Source organism: Halobacillus sp. AWH4_228, assembly GCF_056158365.1.
Genome location: NZ_JBSWTE010000001.1, coordinates 1224555 through 1243582, shown reverse-complemented (window position 1 = coordinate 1243582; position 19028 = coordinate 1224555). Strand labels below are relative to the sequence as shown.

The following is a 19028-nucleotide window of genomic DNA, read 5'->3' as shown; positions in this document are numbered from 1 at the left end:
TCTCCAGGATGAAACCTGAAGACTGTTGTTTTTCTTACATACGTTTATGAGCTCTGCGGTCGGCCGCTTTCGCTCGTTCTTGAGCGATCTTATCTTCCCTGTCAGCCAGTTCTTCAGAAAACTCAACATCGATGTTCGCATGTTTTTGACTTTTAGGAGTCTGCGGAAGCTTTCGTTTCTGCTTCCCTTTTCCTTTGTGATGTTCATCTCTGCCCATCTCAATCGCCTCCTCACATGTGGAACAATCTTATTATGCGCCGCTCCAAGGTACCTATTCTTAAGGATGCCAGCCAAAATTTTTCCCTTTTTCCAAAATCATTTCTTTTTGTGTTGACACCCCGGAAGACTCGATATATAATTAATCTCGAATTCAAGATAAATAACCACACATTTTTACCCATATATCTCGAATTCGAGAGTATGGATAAAAAGATGCGCAAGTCATTCAGCAGGAAGGTGAACAAAATGGGATTTATGAAAAAGTTATTCAATAATCAACCAAAGGAGAGGGAGCATATGTCAAACGTAAAAGCAGCTGTGATTTTTTATACAATGGGTGGAACCAACTATACAATGGCTCAATGGGCGGCCAAAGGAGCAGAAGAAGCCGGAGCTGAAGTTAAATTGCTGAAGGTGGATGAACTCGCACCTCAATCCGTGATTGAAGCGAACGAAGGATGGAAAGCGACCGTAGAAAAAATCAAGGATATCCCGACCGCCACATCTGAAGATATTGAATGGGCTGATGTCATCATCTTCAGTATGCCGACGCGCTTCGGAAACCTTCCTTCTCAAATGAAGCAGTTCATCGATATGCAGGGAGGGCTCTGGGCAAACGGCAGAACGATTAATAAAGTGGTCAGCGGCATGACTTCTGCCCAGAACCCTCATGGCGGTCAGGAAGCGACTCTTCTTTCCCTCTACACCTCCATGATGCATTGGGGAGCAATCATTGCGGCTCCCGGATACACGGACCCGGTAATTTTCGGTGCCGGTGGGAACCCATATGGAACGAGTGTTTCTGTCGATCAGGAAGGGAACATGGTCGAGGATGTAGAAGCTGCTGCCAAGCATCAGGCCGCCCGGACGGTTCAAATCGCTCAAACGATGAAAAAAGGACAGCAGTAACAAGCAACGAATCGAAAAAACAGGACATCTGCATTCAGATGTCCTGTTTTTTTGTCAGGCTGCTTTTTCTTCCTTCGATTCGGTTTTACGAGTGATAGAGAAGCCAGCCGTCAGCAGTGCTGCAAGAATAAAGAATCCACCTACTGTCGGGTTAAGAGAAACCGTCCCCTGTTCAATGACGAAACCGCCAATCAATGATCCAAAAGCGATTCCGAAATGAAGAGCTGAATTATTTAAACTCTGCTGTATGTCTGCCGATTCTGGTGCTGAAGAAATCAAATAATTCTGCTGCGCAGGTGTTACAGCCCAGCTGAGCGCACTCCAAACGACGAGGACAACAAGGAAGACCGGCAGTACAGATGTCGTGAAGGGAATCGTAAAAATAGCTGCTGCAAACACAAGGATAATTCCGATGATACTCTTTCCCGAGCCGAATTTATCAGAGAGCACACCTCCGATTCCCCCGCCGATCACCGCTGCCGTTCCAAATACGAAATAAATCACACTGACCCATGTACCGTTCATTCCCATGACCGTTTTCAAATAAGGCGTTAAATAAGCATAGAGGGTCAAATGCCCGGTTAAAAATAAAAAGGAGGTCATTTGAGCACTCCATATTTTCTTATTTTTCAACGTCTGAAGCTGTCTCCTCACGGATAAGACAGGTTTAGGGGCTACGCTCTCAAGTAGAAGCATGACCGCTGCCATGGATAAGAGTGTCAGGATGCTGATGAGTAGAAATGGAGCGCGCCATCCAAACGCATTTCCTATCGTCAGACCGATGGGGACACCGAGCACGAGCGACCCGGAGATGCCCATGAAAATGGTGCCGATCGCTCGACCTCTGTACTTCTTGTCAACGACTGAAGATGCCATTGTTACAGCCAGCACTACAAGAAGTGACCCTGTTGCTGCAGTCAGGACTCTTGCTGCCATGATGATGGAATAAGTAGGACTCCAAAAGGCAAGCAGATTGCCGATAAAGAATATTACTAAGGTGGTCATCATCAATTTTTTACGTTCTACGCGGGCCGTCACTGTTAAAAGGACCGGGGAGGATACAGCGAAGACTAAGGAAAAAACAGAAATGAGAAGTCCCGCTTTTCCAAGGGAGACATTCAGATCTTCCGCGACCAGGTCCAGAATCCCACCAATAATCAACTCAACAGTTCCGACGACAAAAGCGACGAGCGCCAGCAGGTATACTTTTTTATTCATCTCATGAACCCTCTCTTCTTTTGGTTACCACTACAATGGTAACTACATAGGCTTAGAAAGACAAGAGGGAATATTTACGCGCGATGGGGTCATCGTGTATCCTGAGGACAATAAGAAGAAAAGAGGAAGCCCATGTTACAGAATTTCGGTTTTACCCAGTATGAAAGTCAAGTCTATGAAGTCCTGTCCTCCAGTGATCAAGCGCTGGATGCCGCAACGGTCGTTAAATTTTCCCATGTTCCTAAATCCAAAGTGTATGAAGTCCTGCAGCGGCTCGAAGAAAAAGGATTGATCCTAACGTCTTTTCATGAAAAAAAGAAGATGTACACAGCCCTTCCTATTGAAATGACGATAAAAAAACTGACGGCTGAATTTGATGATCACATTGAACAACTGCGAAATCACAAATCAGAGATTCCAGACGCTGATGAACGCGTCTGGACCTTGAAGAATAACCACAGCATTCACGTCCTTATGGAAAATTTGATGGAGAAGGCTGCCAATGAAATACTGCTGACAGGCTGGAACGATGAACTGACTCCGTTCTTGGACCTCCTTGAAAGAAAGCAGGCAGAAGGTATTCATGTGGAATTGTTATCTGTCGGGGAAATTCCTGTCGGAGAACTGGATCCCCACACCCTTGTCCCGGATGAAAAACATCAAGGACTAGAACGGCATAAACTCCTGATCGTCGATGGAAGGGAAGTGCTGTTCGCTGGAATGGAAAGGGATCAATTCCAGGGGGTGCATACGTTTTCCAAACCTCTCGTAAAGTTTTTCACTGAATTCTTCTATCACGATGTCGCCCTTTTGGAAATTACTAAAAAACACCAGGAAACATTAAAAAAAGATGATGCCATTACTTCCATATTAATGAAACTCCGCTATTAAAGAAGTTCTGCCGCATGCAGCGTGTCACGTTCACATATGATGGCCGCTGCCACTTGACCGCAAAAAAAAGACTGTCGATCAATCGACAGTCTTTTCGTTTATACTTTTTCTACAATGTATGTTTTCTTATTACGGAAATACTTCTCCCCATCATTGGATGAATGTTCAAAGAAGCCTTCAAAAGCATCCACAACCTTATATTCCCGCTCAGGTTCTGTGAAAAGCTGGGATTCGTTATTGGATAGAACAACGACGTCTGTTGTTGAAACAAAACTGTCCAGTTCTTTCGCCTTGTAGTTTTTTCCTACTTCCACATCACTTAATCGATATTCTGTCACGATTCATTCCACCTTTCCTGGTATTTATAGAGCGTTTCCCAGAACCTGGGTGGACAAAACCCTTTCCTCCACTTAAATCGGCAGCAGTTTTCTCCGGTACAGACGGATAATGAATTCAATGAAGAAAACCGGATACTTTTTCGGCACAAACTTCCGCCGGTACAGCGTACGGTAGGCTTTTTTCAAATCCTGCCACTGCGGGCATTCAAAATCCTGTGTGAACCTTACGACATCTATAACTTTGACCTGCCCATCTGGTGTCAGCATAATATTTTTCAAATGTGTATCTGAAGGATTCAATCCGATTTGAAAGGCGAAAGCAAGAGCCGCATCCACCCGGTTGATCATGTCTTCCGTAATCGGAATTCCTTTCACAAGGCAATCATAAAATGTGATCCCTTCCACATATTCCATAACGATGAAATCGTCGCCTTTTCCATAAAAGGCCGGGAAAAATTCATGATTGTCCAGCTTCTCATACACTCCGGCCTCCACTTCGGCGAGCTTCTCATAACCGGGATAAAACACTTTCACAGCGATTCCTGTTTCTCTTATGCGGAAAACAGAAGCACTCCTTCCCTTTCCAATCAGCTCGAAGGATGGGGGGATGTTGATAATCTGGGAGTCATGGAACACAACTTCCTTCACAAGGGTTTGGACATTCATAGAAAGATTCTCCTTTGCGAAAACCTTTGTTTTTATAATTATATCAAATTTTTTAAAAATTAAAGTAAAAATAACTCTTGTTATTTGACTGTGATAATCATTATCAACTATACTGAGTTTACTCAGTTGAAAGGAGCATGATCATGGAACAATTTTTTTATGTTGTCGAACCTTTTGAATATCGTCCTGAAACCTCTGAAGATGCCCAAGCGGACGTGAAGAGCTTTGCCCATGGAGACATCCTGCATGTCACAGGTCTCCCCCTTTACGTCGATCAGATGGGATGGTTCGTTGAAGTTCAAAAAAATGAAGACGCTCCTTTTTCCCTATCTATCCCTTATATGGATGACTGTTACGACCAAGGTCTGCTCTTCACCGAAATGGACCTGGACCTGGCCATCAATTATTACGAGTTTAAAATAGATCAAAGCCTGGTCAGCAAAGACGAAGGTTCCTTCCATGAGAGCAAAAGCGCTCTGGACCGATTCAAACAGCTGCATCCAGGATTTATGAAAGCATAATAAAGGGAAGCGTATGAAACGCTTCCCTTTTCTGCTGTTTATCAAGTCTCTACTTCTTCTTTTTTCCCGGCTTCCTGATTTCAATGCCATCGTCTGTGATCCTATGGCCTTCATCGTTCTGCTGATCGATTTTTGCATCGTACGTACCTTCTGTAAGGGTATCCGACACCTGCTCTCTCGTTACCGCTAACCCCTCAGCAGAAAACTCCTCAGCATAAGATGGTGTTTTACGTTTTCCTTTCATTCATCATCCCTCCTTCTCTTTTAGAATGCTCGTATCCAGAACGGAGCATTCCATCCAGAACCTTTCAGGATGAAATACCTCCACCTGTCACAACCTACAGAAGAGGAGGTGGAGAGTATGAGTAAAAAAAGCAATGCATTTAAAGGAAGAGGAAAAACTTCCGTCAACCCGCAGGGGTTAACGGAGGATGCCGCTGATCAGCAGCCGGATTCCCAGCTCGAGCAGAAAGCCAAAAAAAGCAATGCTAAAAGGTAAAATCCGGCTGTTCGTCAGCTCAGCTTGTAGAGAAACCCCGGTCTCTTTACAAGCTTTCTTCTTTCTTACGCCAGGAGCCAAATCCCCTTCCCTTTCCGCGGACGAGCGCACGAGCTTTTAGCAGGAGTGGAAGGGGCACCGCTCCTTGGGAGCTCTTTAATATCGAAAAAGACTCTCCTTCACCCTGCTCACCCTTGATGGATGGAGGACCATCTTTTTCACATCCCGGCAGCAAGCCGTCATCAGCCCTTTTTCTTTTCCACGCATGTGGCAATAGCGCAAATTTGTGAACCTGCTTCGTGCACAGTCTCTCTCCTCTATACTCTAACTTCGGCACGAGGGGCGTTCGGTGGTGATGCCTGCGGGAACAGCACGGGCCGAAGATCCACTTGGGCAGACGACCTTCCTGACCAAGTCAGCGGAGGGAGTGGCCATTCATCCACCGATAAGCGGAACGTGACCCTTCCCACGACAAATGGACACCAATAACTGGTTAGCACAGGCTTTTTCTACAGCCAAAAAAGCTGACTGTTAGTCAGCTTTTTTTATACACTGCTCGATCCAGCTTACCATGTCCGTATCATCGTACAGCCGGTAAATGGTCTGGGAAAGGCGGACAGGATCACCGAAAAAGAACCGTTCATACAATGTCTGCCGAGCCCCAAAGCTGCTCATTGTCATATCCCACGCCAGTCGGAATAAGGCGACACGTTCCTTCCCTGCTTTTTCGGCTCCCCTGAGATAATGATCAAGATCCCCTCCCCGTTCTCCTTGAAAATCTGCTTCTGCAGGTATGGTCATCATCCCACTTGCGCCCAGAATCTGAATGATTTCTGTGAAACGCGGATAGAGCTCTTGAAATTGATTGACCGCTATATAAAGAGGGACTTTATTTGGAACAAAAACCCCCGTTTCATCTACTTCACCTTCCAACTCGGCCTTCAGCACCAGTGCCTTCATCGTCTCCAGACCTTTCATGATTTCCACCACTTTACTCTGTACATGCTGATAATCACTGATATTGATCATCTCTACGATGGATTGAGCAAGACCGAGGATGAACTCTGTCTTCACAATCTGCCTGGAAGTAATTTGATGAAGGGTAAAAGGAACAAACTTACCATGGACATAAAGGTTGGTCGCAGCGCGGAGATTTTCATGGAGGAAGACACGCTCCCATGGTACAACTACATGGTCAAACAAGACAATGGTGTCCATTTCTTCAAATTGAGAGGCCAGCGGATAATCAAAACGCGAACCATTTTGGGCAAAAGATTCCCGACAGACAAAAGACACACCAGCCGTATTACTAGGAATGGAAAAACCATAGGCCTGTGAGCTGTCCTGTGCACCGGGGGCTGAAAACACGAGAAGTTCATCTGTCATGCCTCCTTGTGTAGCCAGAAGCTTTGCCCCGTCAATGATGATTCCCTCATCTGTATGATCGACAACGGCTGCGTTTGTCACATCTTTTTCCAGAAAGGCGAGACTGGAGCGGTTGGTCTGGGGATTGACGAAGGTGTGGGTAAAGGACAAATCATTTTCACGTGCATATTCATAAAAAGACAACAGCCGGTCAGGAAAACATCCGGGTTCATTATCCAGCACGTCTACGGACGCGGCGAAGGAAGCGAGCACCGTATTCATGTAATCAGGACTTCTCCCCATCACACCTCCCGAGAAACGGGCCCAATGCTGGATCATCGTTCTTCGTTTCTCTAAATCCGCCCGTGTTTTTGGTATGAGATAGGAAAGACCGATTTTGTGTCCCGTCGTTTCTGACGCATACACCATCTGTTCTTCCAAGGATGGGGAATTTTGTAAATCATAAAGAGCGGCCTGGCTTTTAATGACTCCTTCAAAGGCTTCATGCTCGGAGATGTTTCCTTGCACCCGTTTTCCGCGCAGCCATACTTCGGACTGCAGGGCATTTATTCGTTTAATGTATTCTTTTCCTGTAATCACCGGCATGTCATCACTCCCGTTTCTTAGAGCACTGAAAAGGCTTGATAACATACCCTATTATATTGGGCGGATTTTGTACGTCGTCCCACATAAAAACCCGCCAATTAAATTGGCGGGCGCTTAACTAAGAACGAATCGTCTGGGAAAACTGTTCCGTCTCGGTCGATCCTTTCAAAGCGGTTGTGGAGGAGGTACCTCCAGTAATGACTTGAGCCACTTCATCAAAATACCCTGTCCCGACTTCCCTCTGGTGGCGCGTAGCTGAGTAACCATGCGTTTCACTTGCAAACTCTGCCTGCTGCAATTGTGAATAGGCGGCCATTCCATGAGTTTTGTATTGGCGGGCCAGCTCAAACATACTGTGGTTCAAGGCATGGAAGCCGGCAAGAGTGACAAATTGGAATTTATACCCCATAGCCGCGAGCTCCCTCTGGAACGAGGCAATCGTTTCATCGTTCAGCTTCTTCTTCCAGTTAAACGAAGGAGAGCAATTGTAGGCGAGCAGTTTGCCAGGGAACTTTTCATGAATGGCTTCAGCAAAACGCCGCGCTTCTTCCAGATCCGGCTCGGAAGTTTCACACCAGACCAGATCAGCATAAGGAGCATACGCAAGCCCTCTGGCAATGGCCTGATCCAGCCCGGCGGTTGTTTTATAAAAGCCTTCTGCAGTCCTCTCCCCTGTTAAGAAAGGCGCATCCTGATCATCAATATCACTGGTAATGAGATCAGCAGCGTTGGCATCCGTTCTGGCTATGATCAAGGCAGGCACTCCCATCACATCAGCGGCAAACCTCGCGGAAATCAAATTACGGACAGCCGTCTGCGTCGGGAGCAGCACCTTTCCACCAAGGTGCCCGCATTTTTTCTCTGAGGACAGCTGATCCTCAAAATGGACACCGGCCGCTCCAGCCTCAATCATCCCTTTCATTAACTCAAATACATTCAGCTGTCCCCCAAAACCTGCTTCCGCATCCGCAACGATCGGCGCAAACCAATCAATCTCCTCCCGGCCTTCCATATAATGAATCTGATCCGCTCTCTGGAGGGCCTGGTTGATCCGCTTAACGACCTGGGGCACGCTGTTGGCAGGATACAGGCTCTGATCCGGATACATCTGCCCCGAAAGGTTCGCATCGGCAGCGACCTGCCATCCACTTAAGTATATAGCCTTCAACCCGGCTTTCACCTGCTGCATCGCTTGATTTCCCGTTAAAGCTCCCAGCGCATGCACATACTCTTCCTCATGAAGAAGGTTCCAAAGTTTACGGGCACCGCTCTCTGCCAACGTATGTGTGATGTCAATCGAACCTCTTAATCGAATGACTTCTTCCGCTTCGTAAGGTCTTTCAATGCCATTCCACCGCTTATCCTCTCTCCAGCTTTTTTTCAGTTTTTCAACACGTTCGTTCATTTCTCCATCCCCTTTCAATCATCTTTCTGTTGCATAATAAAAACTAAATTAACAATCTGATATATAACAGATGCTGCAAAAATTATTCTTCTCTTTTAGATAGACAGTGATCACATTCCAACATATACGTGTAATGATGATTTTCAACTTCAGAACCACATTGCGGACATGGGATGGAAACAGTTTTCGGATGATTCATTATTTCTCCTCCTTTGTTATAACAGAAATTATTTTGTTTATCTGTTATGGTACAGTTTACTTTGGCAGGCAGGAAATTGCAACCGTTTTTTGAAAATTTTTTATATTTGTGTGTCAGCCTATGTAAACCGCCATTATACGAGAGTTTAAAGGGTTGTAAAATATATATTTACTTCCTGCGTCGGAATACGGAGCATGCTATACTTCCTTTGTAAGCGGTATCCGTTTCTTATTGAATGACCTGTACTATTACAGTTTAAAACAAGAACAAACGTTCTTGTTTTGTCAGAAGGGAACCGTTATACTGTTCGTAGACTCAAATAGAAAAGGAGTGTTCACAATGAAACATCAGGCTACCCCGTATTTTACTTTTAATGGTCAGGCGGAAGAAGCATTGAATGATTACAAAGAAATATTCGAAGGTGAGATTACAGACAAGCAGACGTTTGGAGAGGCCGATTTTGAAACGCCACCTGAAATGGATGACCGTCTCATGCATGCCCGTTTTAAAAAAGGGCCTCTTCTTTTCATGGTCTCTGACTCTTTTCTCGATCAACAGGTTGAAGTGGGAAATAACATATCGATGGCTTTGGAAATGGACAGTCCGGAAGAGATTGACATAATTTACAACCGATTGAAAGACAAAGGGACGGTCATCATGGAACTGCAGGATACGTTCTGGGGGGCCACGTTCGCTAAAGTGAGAGACTACTACGGAATTACTTGGGATTTGAACTATACGAAAAAATAAAAAACCGGCTGACGAGTACGATCTCGTCAGCCGGTTCAATCCCTTTTCACCATGAGTGTCCACACATACTCTTTTCGTTACATATCCAAGTGCCTTGTACAGTTGAAACGTTCACACGACCATTGGTTGTCACGAAGCACCACTTCTGATATGGACGTGTTTTTCATTGTTTCTTCGTTTACATGGGACGGATCCAGCATGTGCAGCATTTGGCTGATGATGCCGCCGTGACTCACTACTAATATCTGTTTCCCTTGATGCTCTGCCCTCAGATCAGCGATGAAAGATCGACAGCGCTTGAGCACATCTTCTTCCGATTCTCTTCCCAGATCAAGGTCACGCCACCCCTCCCCCCATTTTTCAATTCTTTCTGCTTCTGTCGTCCCTTCGATTTGTCCGCCTCCGACTTCCTGCAGACGTTCATCCAGATGAACAGCAACATCCAGCTCGTGTGCAGCGACCCGGGCTGTCTGGACGGCTCTCTTCAACGGGCTGCTGTACAACACATCCCAGTTCTCTTTCCCAAGCCGTGCGGAAAGAAGGGCTGCCTGCTCATTCCCTTCGTCATCCAACGGGATATCCGAGCCGCCCTGAGCCCGTTTTTCTTTATTCCATGCTGTACTTCCATGTCTGATCCATACTATTTTCATCCTTCACTCCCCTTACCTTTATGTATTTTGATGCTCTGCTCATTATACATGTCGAGTTCCTTATCCTGATGGATCAAAGAATCCCACTCTCTGAGAGAGTGGGATGGGATGTTAATTGTCTAAATCCAGGTCAGTAACAGCCCCTTTGGCAGAGGAAGATACAAGCCGGGCATATTTAGCCAGGACACCTGTTTTATGCTTCGGTTCAGGTTTTACCCATGCCTGCTTACGTCGTTCGTATTCTTCATCACTGACATCAAAATTGATCTGCTGGGTATCACTATCTATAGTGATGGTATCTCCGGTTTCCAGAAGGCCGATCGGTCCACCGACAAAGGCTTCTGGAGCGACGTGGCCGATGACGAACCCGTGGGAGCCCCCTGAGAAACGACCGTCGGTAATCAAGGCCACTTTTCCTCCCAGGCCTTTCCCTACAATCATAGCCGTTATGGAAAGCATCTCCGGCATACCAGGTCCCCCTTTCGGACCTACATTACGGATGACAACGACATCGCCTTCCTGTACGTCATCACCAACGATGGCATTCGTTGCTTCTTCTTCACTGTTATACACTTTAGCAGGACCTTCAAAACGGCTGATCTTCTGACCAGACATTTTGGCTACAGCGCCCTCCGGAGCCAGATTCCCTTTCAAAACGACAAGAGGACCTTTCGGCTTGATCGGCTTATCAAACGGAACAATAACTTTCTGGCCTTCTTTCAATGATGGAACTTCTGCCAGGTTTTCCGCTACTGTTTTCCCGGTAACCGTCAAGCAGTCTCCGTGAAGCAGGCCTTCTTCCAATAGCAGCTTCATAACTGCGGGCACACCGCCGCTTTCATATAGGTCCTGCATCACATATTTCCCGCTCGGCTTCATGTCGGCAATGTGAGGAACTTCCTGACGGATGCGCTCAAAGTCATCCAGATCAAGATCGACACCTGCTGAATGTGCCATAGCCAGAAGGTGGAGGAACGCATTGGTCGAACCTCCAAGGGCCATGACAACCGTAATCGCATTTTCGAACGCTTCTTTTGTCATGATATCACGAGGATAGATTTCTTTCTCAAGCAGTTCAACAACAAGCTCTCCTGCCTGGCGGCATTCGTTTTCCTTATAGTCATGAACGGCAGGCGTAGAGGAAGATCCAGGGATACTCATTCCAAGAGCCTCTACCGCAGATGCCATCGTATTGGCTGTGTACATTCCTCCACACGCACCGGCGCCTGGACAGGCGTGGCATTCCACTCTGTGCAGCTGTTCCTCATCAATACTGCCTTCATGATACTGACCAACCGCTTCAAAAGAGGAAACAATGTCAATATCTTCTCCATCCAGTTTACCCGGCTGGATGGTACCTCCGTAAACATAGACCGATGGAACGTTCAGGCGGCCGAGTGAGATCAGGCATCCAGGTGTTGTTTTATCACAGCCTCCGATCGCTACAATGCCATCAAGACGCTCCGCATTTGTAACGGTTTCGATGGAATCCGCAATGACTTCACGGCTTGGAAGGGAATAAAACATTCCTTCATGCCCCATTGCAATGCCGTCAGCTACTGTAATGGTATTAAAAATCATAGGGGCTCCGCCATTGTCTGAAGCTCCACCCTTGGCCTGCTCAGCCAGTTTATCAATATGTACATTACATGGGGTTACTTCACTCCATGTGCTGGCGATGCCGATCATCGGCTTTTTAAAATCCTCATCCTTAAACCCAACAGCTCTCAACATCGAACGGTTCGGGACCCGGTTGACACCCTCACTGATGACTTTACTTCTGATTCTCAAATCTTTTTTAGTCTTGTCCATCCCTTACACCTCTCATTGCTTTTTATCTATTCTGTCGTTAGGAAACAACTTATCATGATGATACTAACAAGAGGCACTCTTGGCAATGACTTTTCTGAATATAGGGAACCTTCCGCATAATTAAAGCGCTTTCCAGGAGGGAAAAATAAGAAAAAAAGGCCTGCAGCTACACAGGCCTTCTTCTATAGGAAGTTACACATTTGCCGGTTTAAACGTTTTACAATCGGTTTCTTCACTGTTGGTGGCTTTGGTTCCCTTATGGCTGACAACGAAAATTTCATCAGCACCACAAGCCGAGCCATTCTTATTATATACACAGTTTTTAACCTCACAACGGACGTCAAGTGCCATTTCCTACACCTCCTATAGACTTAGGTTTTACAAATGCCGGCCCTTTATCCTGTATCCATGGTCTCCATGAAGAAATTCCTACTCAATGTTCCTTTTGTTTTGTGATAAAATAATAAACGTGATTGTGAAAAATGGAAAACGCACTCTACCGGCGCACGTATCATAAACTGTTACAAACAAGCCGGGCTGAATCTACATGATGTACGTAACTGCTTAGAGGAAACCAAAAAATAGGACGGATGTTTATGGAAAAAAAACACATGATTTATAATAAACTGTTAAACCTTGTCAAAGAGGAAAACGTCAAAGTCGATGAACCATTAAAAGACCACCTCTACACGAAACTGGGCGGCCGAGCGGACTTTTTTATCACACCGACGTCTTATAAGGAAATTCAAAATGTCGTCAAGCTGTCCAACGAGGATGAGATCCCCTTTACACTCCTTGGCAATGGATCCAACCTTATCATTAAGGACGGGGGAATCCGCGGGATCGTCATCAACTTAAAACACTTGAACTCCATCAATGCAGACGAGGAAATGGTGACGGCTCAAAGTGGAGCACGAATCATCGATGCTTCCCGTTTTGCTCTTGAAAAGCAGTTAGCCGGACTGGAATTCGCCTGTGGCATTCCCGGGACTGTAGGGGGCGCGTTGTATATGAACGCTGGTGCCTATGGCGGAGAAATCAAAGATGTTCTTGACCACGCTTATGTGGTCGACAAAGAAGGCAGACTCGTCAAGCGTATGGCTTCCGAGCTCGATCTTGATTACCGTACCAGTAATATCCCTGATCGCGGCGATATTGTTGTGGAGGCTTGTTTCCGCCTGACCCCGGGAACCCGTCAGGAAATTAAAGAAATTATGGATGACCTGACCTTCAAAAGAGAATCCAAACAGCCTCTGGAGTACCCTTCCTGCGGCAGTGTATTCAAACGACCGCCTGGATATTTCGCAGGAAAATTGATTCAGGACAGCAACCTGCAGGGCACGAGTATCGGCGGAGCGGAAGTTTCCACCAAACACGCCGGCTTTATTGTGAACAAGGATAATGCCACGACTACTGACTACATTTCACTGATCGAGCATGTGCAGAAGACTGTCAAAGAGAAGTTTGGTGTAGACCTCGAGCGTGAGGTCCGCATTATTGGTGAAGATAAAGAATAACGAAAAGCCTGCGCGGTATCCGCGCAGGCTTTCTTTTATTTCAATACAGCTACTATCTTGCCTTTCACATGCCGTTCTGAAAGCCGGACGAGGGCCTCCGGTACTTCTTCAAGCGAAATGGTTTCCTCCACAAGTGGAGAGACTTTCCCCTCTTTCACCAGTTTCAGCAAGTCATCTCCGATAACGGCAAGATCTTTCTGGGATTGGAAGTCTGCCTTATGGGCGGCTGCCAGAGCAATTTCATGATAAGAGACGACCGTTGTGAATGGTTTGACCTTTTTAAAGTCAGGAGCTCCTGCAATGTAAACAAGATGTCCCATAAACGCAATATAATCGAGAGAGGCTGTTGCATTTTCGCTGCTCACCGCATCGACAACAGCATCAACCCCCCGGCCATCGGTAATTTCCATGACTCTCTCATACACATCTTCATTCCTATAGTCGATGGCATAATCCGCTCCCAGGGATAATACATAATCGTGGTTGGAAGAGGAAGCTGTCGTTAAGACCGTTTTCCCGGCTGCTTTAGCCAGCTGGATACCAAATCCGCCTACCCCGCCGGCACCAGCGTGGATGAGGATCGTTTGAACCTGATCCAGTGGAAGCTTACGGTGAATGGCTTGATAAGCTGTATATCCCGCCGTAGGAAGAGCAGCCGCTTCGGTAAAGCTTACTTCGTCAGGGATTTTTGATGCAGTATGAGCCTGAATGACCGCATACTCTGCAAATCCGCCCTTTTTGGTCAAGTCCCCGTGATACACGACACGGTCGCCGATTTCAAATGAGGAAACATCCGAACCCTTATCTGTTACAATCCCTGCTGTATCAAGACCGAGGATATGGGGATACTCCCAGCTGGGATTCCCATTCCCTGCTGTTTTGTAATCCACGGGGTTCAGCCCTGCCGCATGCACCTCCACGACAATTCCGCCTTTTCCTGCTGTTGGTTTTTCGATTTCCTCTACCTGCATTTCCTGCCAATCACGCTTTTCATGTAAAAGCAATGCTTTCATGATTTCCCTCTCCTTTTTTATCCAAGTCTTTGTCACTTATGATAATTAGTAAATTCTCCTGTGACAAGAAGGTACTTTTCAGTAACCTACTTACCATTTAGTAACTACGTAAAACCGGACAACAAAAAAGACAGTCTTAGATGACTGTCTTCTGTTCAGGACATCCACTTTGGAGGAGTGTTCTTCTCCCAGTAGATCTCGCCGATTTCATGGTGTTTCATATACGCGTCTTCTTTTAAATGGTAATGGAAATTGAACCAGTACCCTTCCCCGGGACGTTTATCTCTCCGCACATGGAAGCGGGCAATTTCTTCATCCGTGTGTCCATTATATAAATTGAACATTCTCTCCCCATATCCAGGGGCAGGGTCTTCTGTGATTTTCATATAGGGAACGTGCGCTTCGTCCGTGTTGGATAAGAGGTCGACCATGACGTTTTCCATTTCAGGAAAAATCACTTCCGACAACTCATCGTCCACTTTTCCCATAATCCTCGGTCCCATTTTGGCCTCTGTCCGGGCAAAGGCCTCTTCCGTTATTGAACGGAAAGGATCTTCTTCGTCTTCTGTAAGAACATCCGGCAGAATCTGCTGGTCATCCTCCGCCACGGAATGTTCATTCAGGTGACCGGCGTCCGTGATCTCCTTCTTTTCAGCGGCTTCTGTATCCACATGGGCCGGCGGCACGTACAGACCGAGTGTTAATACAGAAATAAGTACGACAAATATCCTTCTCATAAGTGGCTTCATTCTGTCGGTCTCCCTTGTTTATATTCTGTCTTTATTGTATCACGATTTCCTTCAAAATCCACGACCTCACACTCCCCGTAATGAAATAGTAATGAAGGCAGTCAGGGGGGGAAATCCCTTGTTACATTCCATCTTTTGAAATACATGAGGAGAGAAGATCCGGGCAACCTTAAGATGTACGAAGCTACGAGGAGGAATAAGGATGAAACAACAAAATATGAATCAGCAGCAGGGGGCGCAGATGCCGCCGACTCACATGAACCCGAATCACGGCGGTCATGAACTTTTTGATGCCCATGAGGTCATTGCAGGCTTAATCAACCTGCTCGACCAGTATCAAATGTACAGTCAGCATATTCAGGACCCGGAACTCCAATCCATTCAACAGCGTCAGCACGCTTTTGTCACCCAGATGTATAATACAATTGTCCAGAGTTTCAGTAGTGGCCAGGACCCTGCACAGGCGACGCAGCAGTATAAAATGCAGCAGAGCAATGAAGTGGTTTACGGCGTGAAGCCTGGTCAGCCGAAAAAACCGAACCAGTCCGTCAGCGAGCTGGCGGACAAAGGTCTGTCTGCCTATATGCTTGGGCAGACAAAGGGACTTGCCACACTTCTGGCTATGACCGCCCTGGAAATGACCAACCCGGTTCTCCGGCGCGTCATCGCAGACAGTGTACCGAATTTTATTGAGATGAGCTATGAGGTTTTCCTTTATCAAAACAAACACGGCTATTACCAGGTACCTCAGCTTCAGCAGCAGGATATGAACCTGATGCTGCAAAGCTACACAACGGCGCCTGACGGAAACATGCCCCATTAACAGAAAAACAGGCGGCCGATCCGGCGGCCTGTTTTTTTCTATCCATCATCGATTTTCAGTCAAGGTCCTTCCACAATGTTCATATTTATGTAGTATAGAGACAAGTTCTACATACAAGGAGGCATTTATGTTTTTTAGTTATATTCTGCTGGGCCTGTCGTTATCCGCCCCCGTCGGTCCTATCAATGCGGCTCAATTGGATAAAGGCATCCGCTATGGATTCCTTCATGCCTGGCTCGTCGGCGTCGGAGCCATGGCTGCAGACGGATTGTTTATGCTGCTCATTTATTTTGGTCTCGCTGATTACGTACAGATTCCGCTCATCAAAACCTTTTTGTGGTCGTTCGGTGCTTTTGTCCTTATTTATACAGGTGTAGAAAGTATCGCAGGAGCGAAGAATACGGATGCCCACCGGTCTGCCCCTTCAAAAGGCTCCCGGGGGAGATCATTCCGGACAGGCTTTTTCATGGCTTTATCCAATCCCTTGAACATTTTATTCTGGGTTGGCATTTACGGCTCCATCCTCGCAGAAATATCCTCCACGTACGAGGAGACCCAGCTCCTTATTTATAGTGGAGGGATCTTTATCGGTATCATGATCTGGGATATCACGATGGCCTCGGCCGCTTCGGGAGCACGAAAATGGCTGACCACCCGCCTTCTTTCTTCCATCTCAATCCTTTCAGGGATCATTTTAATAGGATTCGGTCTTTACTTCGGTATTCAGGCTGTACAGATGTTGATGGGATAGACAGTCACCCATTCTCTCCCTCCTCCATAGGATATGGATGTAACTACAGGAGGGAGATTTTGATGCTTTACACAAAAGAAGAGATAGAAAACCCGAAGACTGCACTGGAAACCTGGCAGGAGCGTTCCTTTACCGCGTTTGGTGACATGTTGACAAGCAGGGACCATGCCTACCCCTGCGTCCCGGGCATCCAGGGGTACACCAACGGGATGCTGCGTTTTGGTTTTCTAGAAGACCCACGTAGTTCTTCCGCTTCTGAGCAACTGGGGAAACTCCTGAAAAGCTACGGCGAAGTTTCCCGGCAGACAGGCAGCTATACATCCCTTGTCGTTTTCTGTGACACAAGGGCGCTGTTGAAAGATCAGCTTGAAATCAAGGATTACGAGAAGGTGTTCTGGACCCTGCTCAATCAAACCCATGCTCTTGACGAGAAAGAATGGCCCGAGGATATTTCGCAGGATCCCGAAGATCCTTCCTGGGAATTCTGTTTTCACGGAGAGCCTTATTTCGCCTTTTGTGCCACTCCCGCCCATACAAAAAGAAACAGCCGGTGTTTTCCTTCCTTGCTGCTTGCTTTTCAGCCAAGATGGGTGTTTGAAGATATCAATGATTCGACCACTTACGGACGACGCCTTAAAAATGTCATCCGGAAGCGACTCGTTGACTACGACGACCTTCCCGCCCATCCAGCCTTAAAATGGTATGGTCAGGAAGATAACCATGAATGGGAACAGTATTTTCTACGTGATGATGATACTTCTTTACCCCAATGTCCTTTCCTGGCTAAAACCAGGAGCCTACGCCCCTGATTCAGGGGCTTTCTTCAATTTGATCCACGTCGCAAGGGCAATGACGGCTAAAAAAGCAAGGCTTACAAAAAAACCGATCCTTGTCATAGAATCCATCAGTGTTCCACTCACGGCCAGACCTAAAAACAGCAGTCCCGTCCACACGAACAAACCATCCCTGAACCCTTTTCCCATGAGTTTACGGTAGGAAAGCAGGATAAACGCCCAGTTATATAAAAGCATCAAACCCGCTGCTGTCGTCACGTATTCGAACAGCCTGTCCGGTAATAGAACAGCCAGAATAATGGACAGGACGACGACAAAAATTGTAAGAACGAAAGCTGGTTTAGATACCTTTCCTTCTTCCTTCTGGATGAAGATACCAGGTGCATCCCCTTCTTCACTTAAAGCCATGATCATTGTAGTGACCGCATACAGAGAAGCTGCCATCGTGGAAAAGCCGGCAATAATAAGGACAGCGTTGAAAACATGCGGTACCAAGGGGAGTGAATAGCCGGTAAGAGCGGTTAGAAACGGACTTTCATCGGTCGTTATTTTTTCAATCGACGTCAACGTAACCACGAAGTAAAAAGCCGCCATATACACCACGGTTAATACGATGAGCATCAACGTGCCTGATTTAGGGGCATCCTTTGGATCTTTCAACTCCCCCGCCATCAATCCCATCACTTCAATCCCCCCAAAAGCGTAAAACGCATAAAGCAGGGCCACCCACAAACCGGTCCAGCCTTTTTCAAAAAAATTATGGAATACACCGGCCGCATCGGCGGTACCAGCCGAACGGTCAATTACTCCGGTCAAGGCTAAAGCGGCAATGATAATAAACATGAGAACAGCGGATATTTTAATGATTCCGAACATGTTTTCCATCTGCTCCACTTTGCGCACACCAAGCCAGATGACAAGGAGACCTAAAAGGGCGAACACAAGAGCAAACACCCATAACGGAAGCTTCGGAAACCAAAATTGGGCAAAGATGGCCAGAGCTGTGAGCTGACTGCCCATAATCAACATTTCACACGACCAGTACACCCACCCGTTGCTGAACCCCGCCCATGATCCGAAGGCCTGTTTGGCGTACGTACGAAACGATCCTTTTTCAGGGTGTGCCGCCGTCAGGGCAGCAAGGCAGCGGAAAACGATATACGTTCCGGTACCAGCCGCAAGGTAGACGAAAATAACGGGGGGGCCTGCTTTCGAGATGGCTATGCTGGAACCTAGAAAAAAACCTGTTCCAATAATGCATCCAATTCCTATAAACGACATCTGCCACCATGTTAGTGTTCCCTGGGTACTTTCCTTCTTCACAGCCGCTTCC

22 protein-coding genes are annotated in these 19028 nt (G+C 46.6%); 9 read left to right on the top strand and 13 right to left on the bottom strand.

The window, feature by feature from the left end:
- Positions 1–34 precede the first annotated feature (34 nt).
- The gene (locus ACXADP_RS06080) at positions 35–217 is read right to left on the bottom strand and encodes a YfhD family protein (protein WP_027956393.1); all 183 of its coding nucleotides are present in this window, start codon (positions 215–217) and stop codon (positions 35–37) included.
- Positions 218–516: 299 nt separating this feature from the next.
- Here ACXADP_RS06080 and wrbA point away from each other — a divergent pair, with 299 nt between their 5' ends.
- Entirely contained in the window at positions 517–1128 is a 612-nt protein-coding gene (wrbA, locus tag ACXADP_RS06075) for an NAD(P)H:quinone oxidoreductase (protein ID WP_474969328.1), read from the top strand.
- A gap of 54 nt (positions 1129–1182) precedes the next feature.
- Here wrbA and ACXADP_RS06070 read toward each other — a convergent pair whose 3' ends face one another.
- Positions 1183–2346, bottom strand: a complete 1164-nt coding sequence (locus tag ACXADP_RS06070) for an MFS transporter (protein ID WP_474971093.1) — start codon at positions 2344–2346, stop codon at positions 1183–1185.
- A gap of 132 nt (positions 2347–2478) precedes the next feature.
- Here ACXADP_RS06070 and ACXADP_RS06065 point away from each other — a divergent pair, with 132 nt between their 5' ends.
- Complete coding sequence (locus ACXADP_RS06065) at positions 2479–3237, top strand: TrmB family transcriptional regulator (RefSeq protein ID WP_474971092.1); 759 nt, start codon at positions 2479–2481, stop codon at positions 3235–3237.
- A gap of 98 nt (positions 3238–3335) precedes the next feature.
- Here the strand turns inward: ACXADP_RS06065 and ACXADP_RS06060 are convergent, their stop codons facing one another.
- A complete protein-coding gene (locus ACXADP_RS06060; RefSeq protein WP_206933550.1) occupies positions 3336–3575 on the bottom strand; it encodes a hypothetical protein in 240 nt (79 codons plus the stop codon).
- A gap of 72 nt (positions 3576–3647) precedes the next feature.
- Positions 3648–4241, bottom strand: a complete 594-nt coding sequence (locus ACXADP_RS06055) for a serine/threonine protein kinase (protein WP_474969331.1) — start codon at positions 4239–4241, stop codon at positions 3648–3650.
- 143 nt (positions 4242–4384) lie between these two features.
- On the opposite strand from ACXADP_RS06055, the gene ACXADP_RS06050 reads away from it, so the two are divergent.
- Positions 4385–4762: a hypothetical protein gene (locus ACXADP_RS06050; RefSeq protein WP_474969332.1), complete on the top strand. Its 378-nt coding sequence runs from the start codon at positions 4385–4387 to the stop codon at positions 4760–4762.
- Between the two features lie 49 nt (positions 4763–4811).
- Here ACXADP_RS06050 and ACXADP_RS06045 read toward each other — a convergent pair whose 3' ends face one another.
- Positions 4812–5006: a YozQ family protein gene (locus ACXADP_RS06045; protein ID WP_474969333.1), complete on the bottom strand. Its 195-nt coding sequence runs from the start codon at positions 5004–5006 to the stop codon at positions 4812–4814.
- Between the two features lie 117 nt (positions 5007–5123).
- On the opposite strand from ACXADP_RS06045, the gene ACXADP_RS06040 reads away from it, so the two are divergent.
- Positions 5124–5261, top strand: coding sequence for a hypothetical protein (locus tag ACXADP_RS06040; RefSeq protein ID WP_474969334.1), 138 nt, complete (start codon positions 5124–5126; stop codon positions 5259–5261).
- Positions 5262–5792: 531 nt separating this feature from the next.
- Here the strand turns inward: ACXADP_RS06040 and hpaB are convergent.
- Positions 5793–7232, bottom strand: a complete 1440-nt coding sequence (hpaB, locus tag ACXADP_RS06035) for a 4-hydroxyphenylacetate 3-monooxygenase, oxygenase component (protein ID WP_474971091.1) — start codon at positions 7230–7232, stop codon at positions 5793–5795.
- 118 nt (positions 7233–7350) lie between these two features.
- Positions 7351–8637, bottom strand: coding sequence for an isocitrate lyase (gene aceA, locus ACXADP_RS06030; RefSeq protein WP_474971090.1), 1287 nt, complete (start codon positions 8635–8637; stop codon positions 7351–7353).
- Between the two features lie 538 nt (positions 8638–9175).
- On the opposite strand from aceA, the gene ACXADP_RS06025 reads away from it, so the two are divergent.
- Positions 9176–9586, top strand: coding sequence for a VOC family protein (locus ACXADP_RS06025; RefSeq protein ID WP_474971089.1), 411 nt, complete (start codon positions 9176–9178; stop codon positions 9584–9586).
- A 77-nt stretch (positions 9587–9663) separates the two neighbouring features.
- Here the strand turns inward: ACXADP_RS06025 and ACXADP_RS06020 are convergent, their stop codons facing one another.
- From ACXADP_RS06020 to ACXADP_RS06010, 3 genes are all read right to left on the bottom strand, one after another.
- On the bottom strand, positions 9664–10236 hold the full coding sequence (locus ACXADP_RS06020) for a histidine phosphatase family protein (protein ID WP_474969339.1): 573 nt from the start codon (positions 10234–10236) through the stop codon (positions 9664–9666).
- Positions 10237–10347: 111 nt separating this feature from the next.
- Complete coding sequence (gene ilvD, locus ACXADP_RS06015) at positions 10348–12048, bottom strand: dihydroxy-acid dehydratase (protein WP_474969340.1); 1701 nt, start codon at positions 12046–12048, stop codon at positions 10348–10350.
- Positions 12049–12240: 192 nt separating this feature from the next.
- A complete protein-coding gene (locus ACXADP_RS06010; RefSeq protein WP_084163208.1) occupies positions 12241–12399 on the bottom strand; it encodes a DUF1540 domain-containing protein in 159 nt (52 codons plus the stop codon).
- Positions 12400–12644: 245 nt separating this feature from the next.
- Between ACXADP_RS06010 and murB the strand changes: the two genes are divergently transcribed.
- Positions 12645–13565 (top strand): UDP-N-acetylmuramate dehydrogenase, encoded by a 921-nt coding sequence (gene murB, locus ACXADP_RS06005; RefSeq protein ID WP_474971088.1) that lies wholly within the window; start codon positions 12645–12647, stop codon positions 13563–13565.
- 35 nt (positions 13566–13600) lie between these two features.
- Here murB and ACXADP_RS06000 read toward each other — a convergent pair whose 3' ends face one another.
- The gene (locus ACXADP_RS06000; protein ID WP_474971087.1) at positions 13601–14578 is read right to left on the bottom strand and encodes a zinc-binding dehydrogenase; all 978 of its coding nucleotides are present in this window, start codon (positions 14576–14578) and stop codon (positions 13601–13603) included.
- Positions 14579–14733: 155 nt separating this feature from the next.
- Positions 14734–15327 (bottom strand): YpjP family protein, encoded by a 594-nt coding sequence (locus tag ACXADP_RS05995; RefSeq protein ID WP_474971086.1) that lies wholly within the window; start codon positions 15325–15327, stop codon positions 14734–14736.
- 202 nt (positions 15328–15529) lie between these two features.
- On the opposite strand from ACXADP_RS05995, the gene ACXADP_RS05990 reads away from it, so the two are divergent.
- The 3 genes from ACXADP_RS05990 (at position 15530) to ACXADP_RS05980 (ending at position 17710) form a co-directional block, all read left to right on the top strand.
- A complete protein-coding gene (locus tag ACXADP_RS05990) occupies positions 15530–16150 on the top strand; it encodes a spore coat protein (protein WP_474971085.1) in 621 nt (206 codons plus the stop codon).
- Between the two features lie 127 nt (positions 16151–16277).
- Positions 16278–16901, top strand: a complete 624-nt coding sequence (locus ACXADP_RS05985) for a LysE family transporter (protein WP_474971084.1) — start codon at positions 16278–16280, stop codon at positions 16899–16901.
- A gap of 62 nt (positions 16902–16963) precedes the next feature.
- Entirely contained in the window at positions 16964–17710 is a 747-nt protein-coding gene (locus ACXADP_RS05980; RefSeq protein WP_474969346.1) for a YqcI/YcgG family protein, read from the top strand.
- Here ACXADP_RS05980 and ACXADP_RS05975 read toward each other — a convergent pair.
- Complete coding sequence (locus ACXADP_RS05975) at positions 17699–19018, bottom strand: amino acid permease (RefSeq protein ID WP_474969347.1); 1320 nt, start codon at positions 19016–19018, stop codon at positions 17699–17701. The genes ACXADP_RS05980 and ACXADP_RS05975 overlap by 12 nt on opposite strands.
- Positions 19019–19028 lie beyond the last annotated feature (10 nt).

What these genes read in the sequence shown, in the direction of transcription:
- ACXADP_RS06080 (WP_027956393.1), bottom strand. Translation starts at nt 217, where the DNA reads ATGGGCAGAGATGAACATCACAAAGGAAAAGGGAAGCAGAAACGAAAG.
- wrbA (WP_474969328.1), top strand. Translation starts at nt 517, where the DNA reads ATGTCAAACGTAAAAGCAGCTGTGATTTTTTATACAATGGGTGGAACC.
- ACXADP_RS06070 (WP_474971093.1), bottom strand. Translation starts at nt 2,346, where the DNA reads ATGAATAAAAAAGTATACCTGCTGGCGCTCGTCGCTTTTGTCGTCGGA.
- ACXADP_RS06065 (WP_474971092.1), top strand. Translation starts at nt 2,479, where the DNA reads ATGTTACAGAATTTCGGTTTTACCCAGTATGAAAGTCAAGTCTATGAA.
- ACXADP_RS06055 (WP_474969331.1), bottom strand. Translation starts at nt 4,241, where the DNA reads ATGAATGTCCAAACCCTTGTGAAGGAAGTTGTGTTCCATGACTCCCAG.
- ACXADP_RS06050 (WP_474969332.1), top strand. Translation starts at nt 4,385, where the DNA reads ATGGAACAATTTTTTTATGTTGTCGAACCTTTTGAATATCGTCCTGAA.
- ACXADP_RS06045 (WP_474969333.1), bottom strand. Translation starts at nt 5,006, where the DNA reads ATGAAAGGAAAACGTAAAACACCATCTTATGCTGAGGAGTTTTCTGCT.
- ACXADP_RS06040 (WP_474969334.1), top strand. Translation starts at nt 5,124, where the DNA reads ATGAGTAAAAAAAGCAATGCATTTAAAGGAAGAGGAAAAACTTCCGTC.
- hpaB (WP_474971091.1), bottom strand. Translation starts at nt 7,232, where the DNA reads ATGCCGGTGATTACAGGAAAAGAATACATTAAACGAATAAATGCCCTG.
- aceA (WP_474971090.1), bottom strand. Translation starts at nt 8,637, where the DNA reads ATGAACGAACGTGTTGAAAAACTGAAAAAAAGCTGGAGAGAGGATAAG.
- ACXADP_RS06025 (WP_474971089.1), top strand. Translation starts at nt 9,176, where the DNA reads ATGAAACATCAGGCTACCCCGTATTTTACTTTTAATGGTCAGGCGGAA.
- ACXADP_RS06020 (WP_474969339.1), bottom strand. Translation starts at nt 10,236, where the DNA reads ATGAAAATAGTATGGATCAGACATGGAAGTACAGCATGGAATAAAGAA.
- ilvD (WP_474969340.1), bottom strand. Translation starts at nt 12,048, where the DNA reads ATGGACAAGACTAAAAAAGATTTGAGAATCAGAAGTAAAGTCATCAGT.
- ACXADP_RS06010 (WP_084163208.1), bottom strand. Translation starts at nt 12,399, where the DNA reads ATGGCACTTGACGTCCGTTGTGAGGTTAAAAACTGTGTATATAATAAG.
- murB (WP_474971088.1), top strand. Translation starts at nt 12,645, where the DNA reads ATGGAAAAAAAACACATGATTTATAATAAACTGTTAAACCTTGTCAAA.
- ACXADP_RS06000 (WP_474971087.1), bottom strand. Translation starts at nt 14,578, where the DNA reads ATGAAAGCATTGCTTTTACATGAAAAGCGTGATTGGCAGGAAATGCAG.
- ACXADP_RS05995 (WP_474971086.1), bottom strand. Translation starts at nt 15,327, where the DNA reads ATGAAGCCACTTATGAGAAGGATATTTGTCGTACTTATTTCTGTATTA.
- ACXADP_RS05990 (WP_474971085.1), top strand. Translation starts at nt 15,530, where the DNA reads ATGAAACAACAAAATATGAATCAGCAGCAGGGGGCGCAGATGCCGCCG.
- ACXADP_RS05985 (WP_474971084.1), top strand. Translation starts at nt 16,278, where the DNA reads ATGTTTTTTAGTTATATTCTGCTGGGCCTGTCGTTATCCGCCCCCGTC.
- ACXADP_RS05980 (WP_474969346.1), top strand. Translation starts at nt 16,964, where the DNA reads ATGCTTTACACAAAAGAAGAGATAGAAAACCCGAAGACTGCACTGGAA.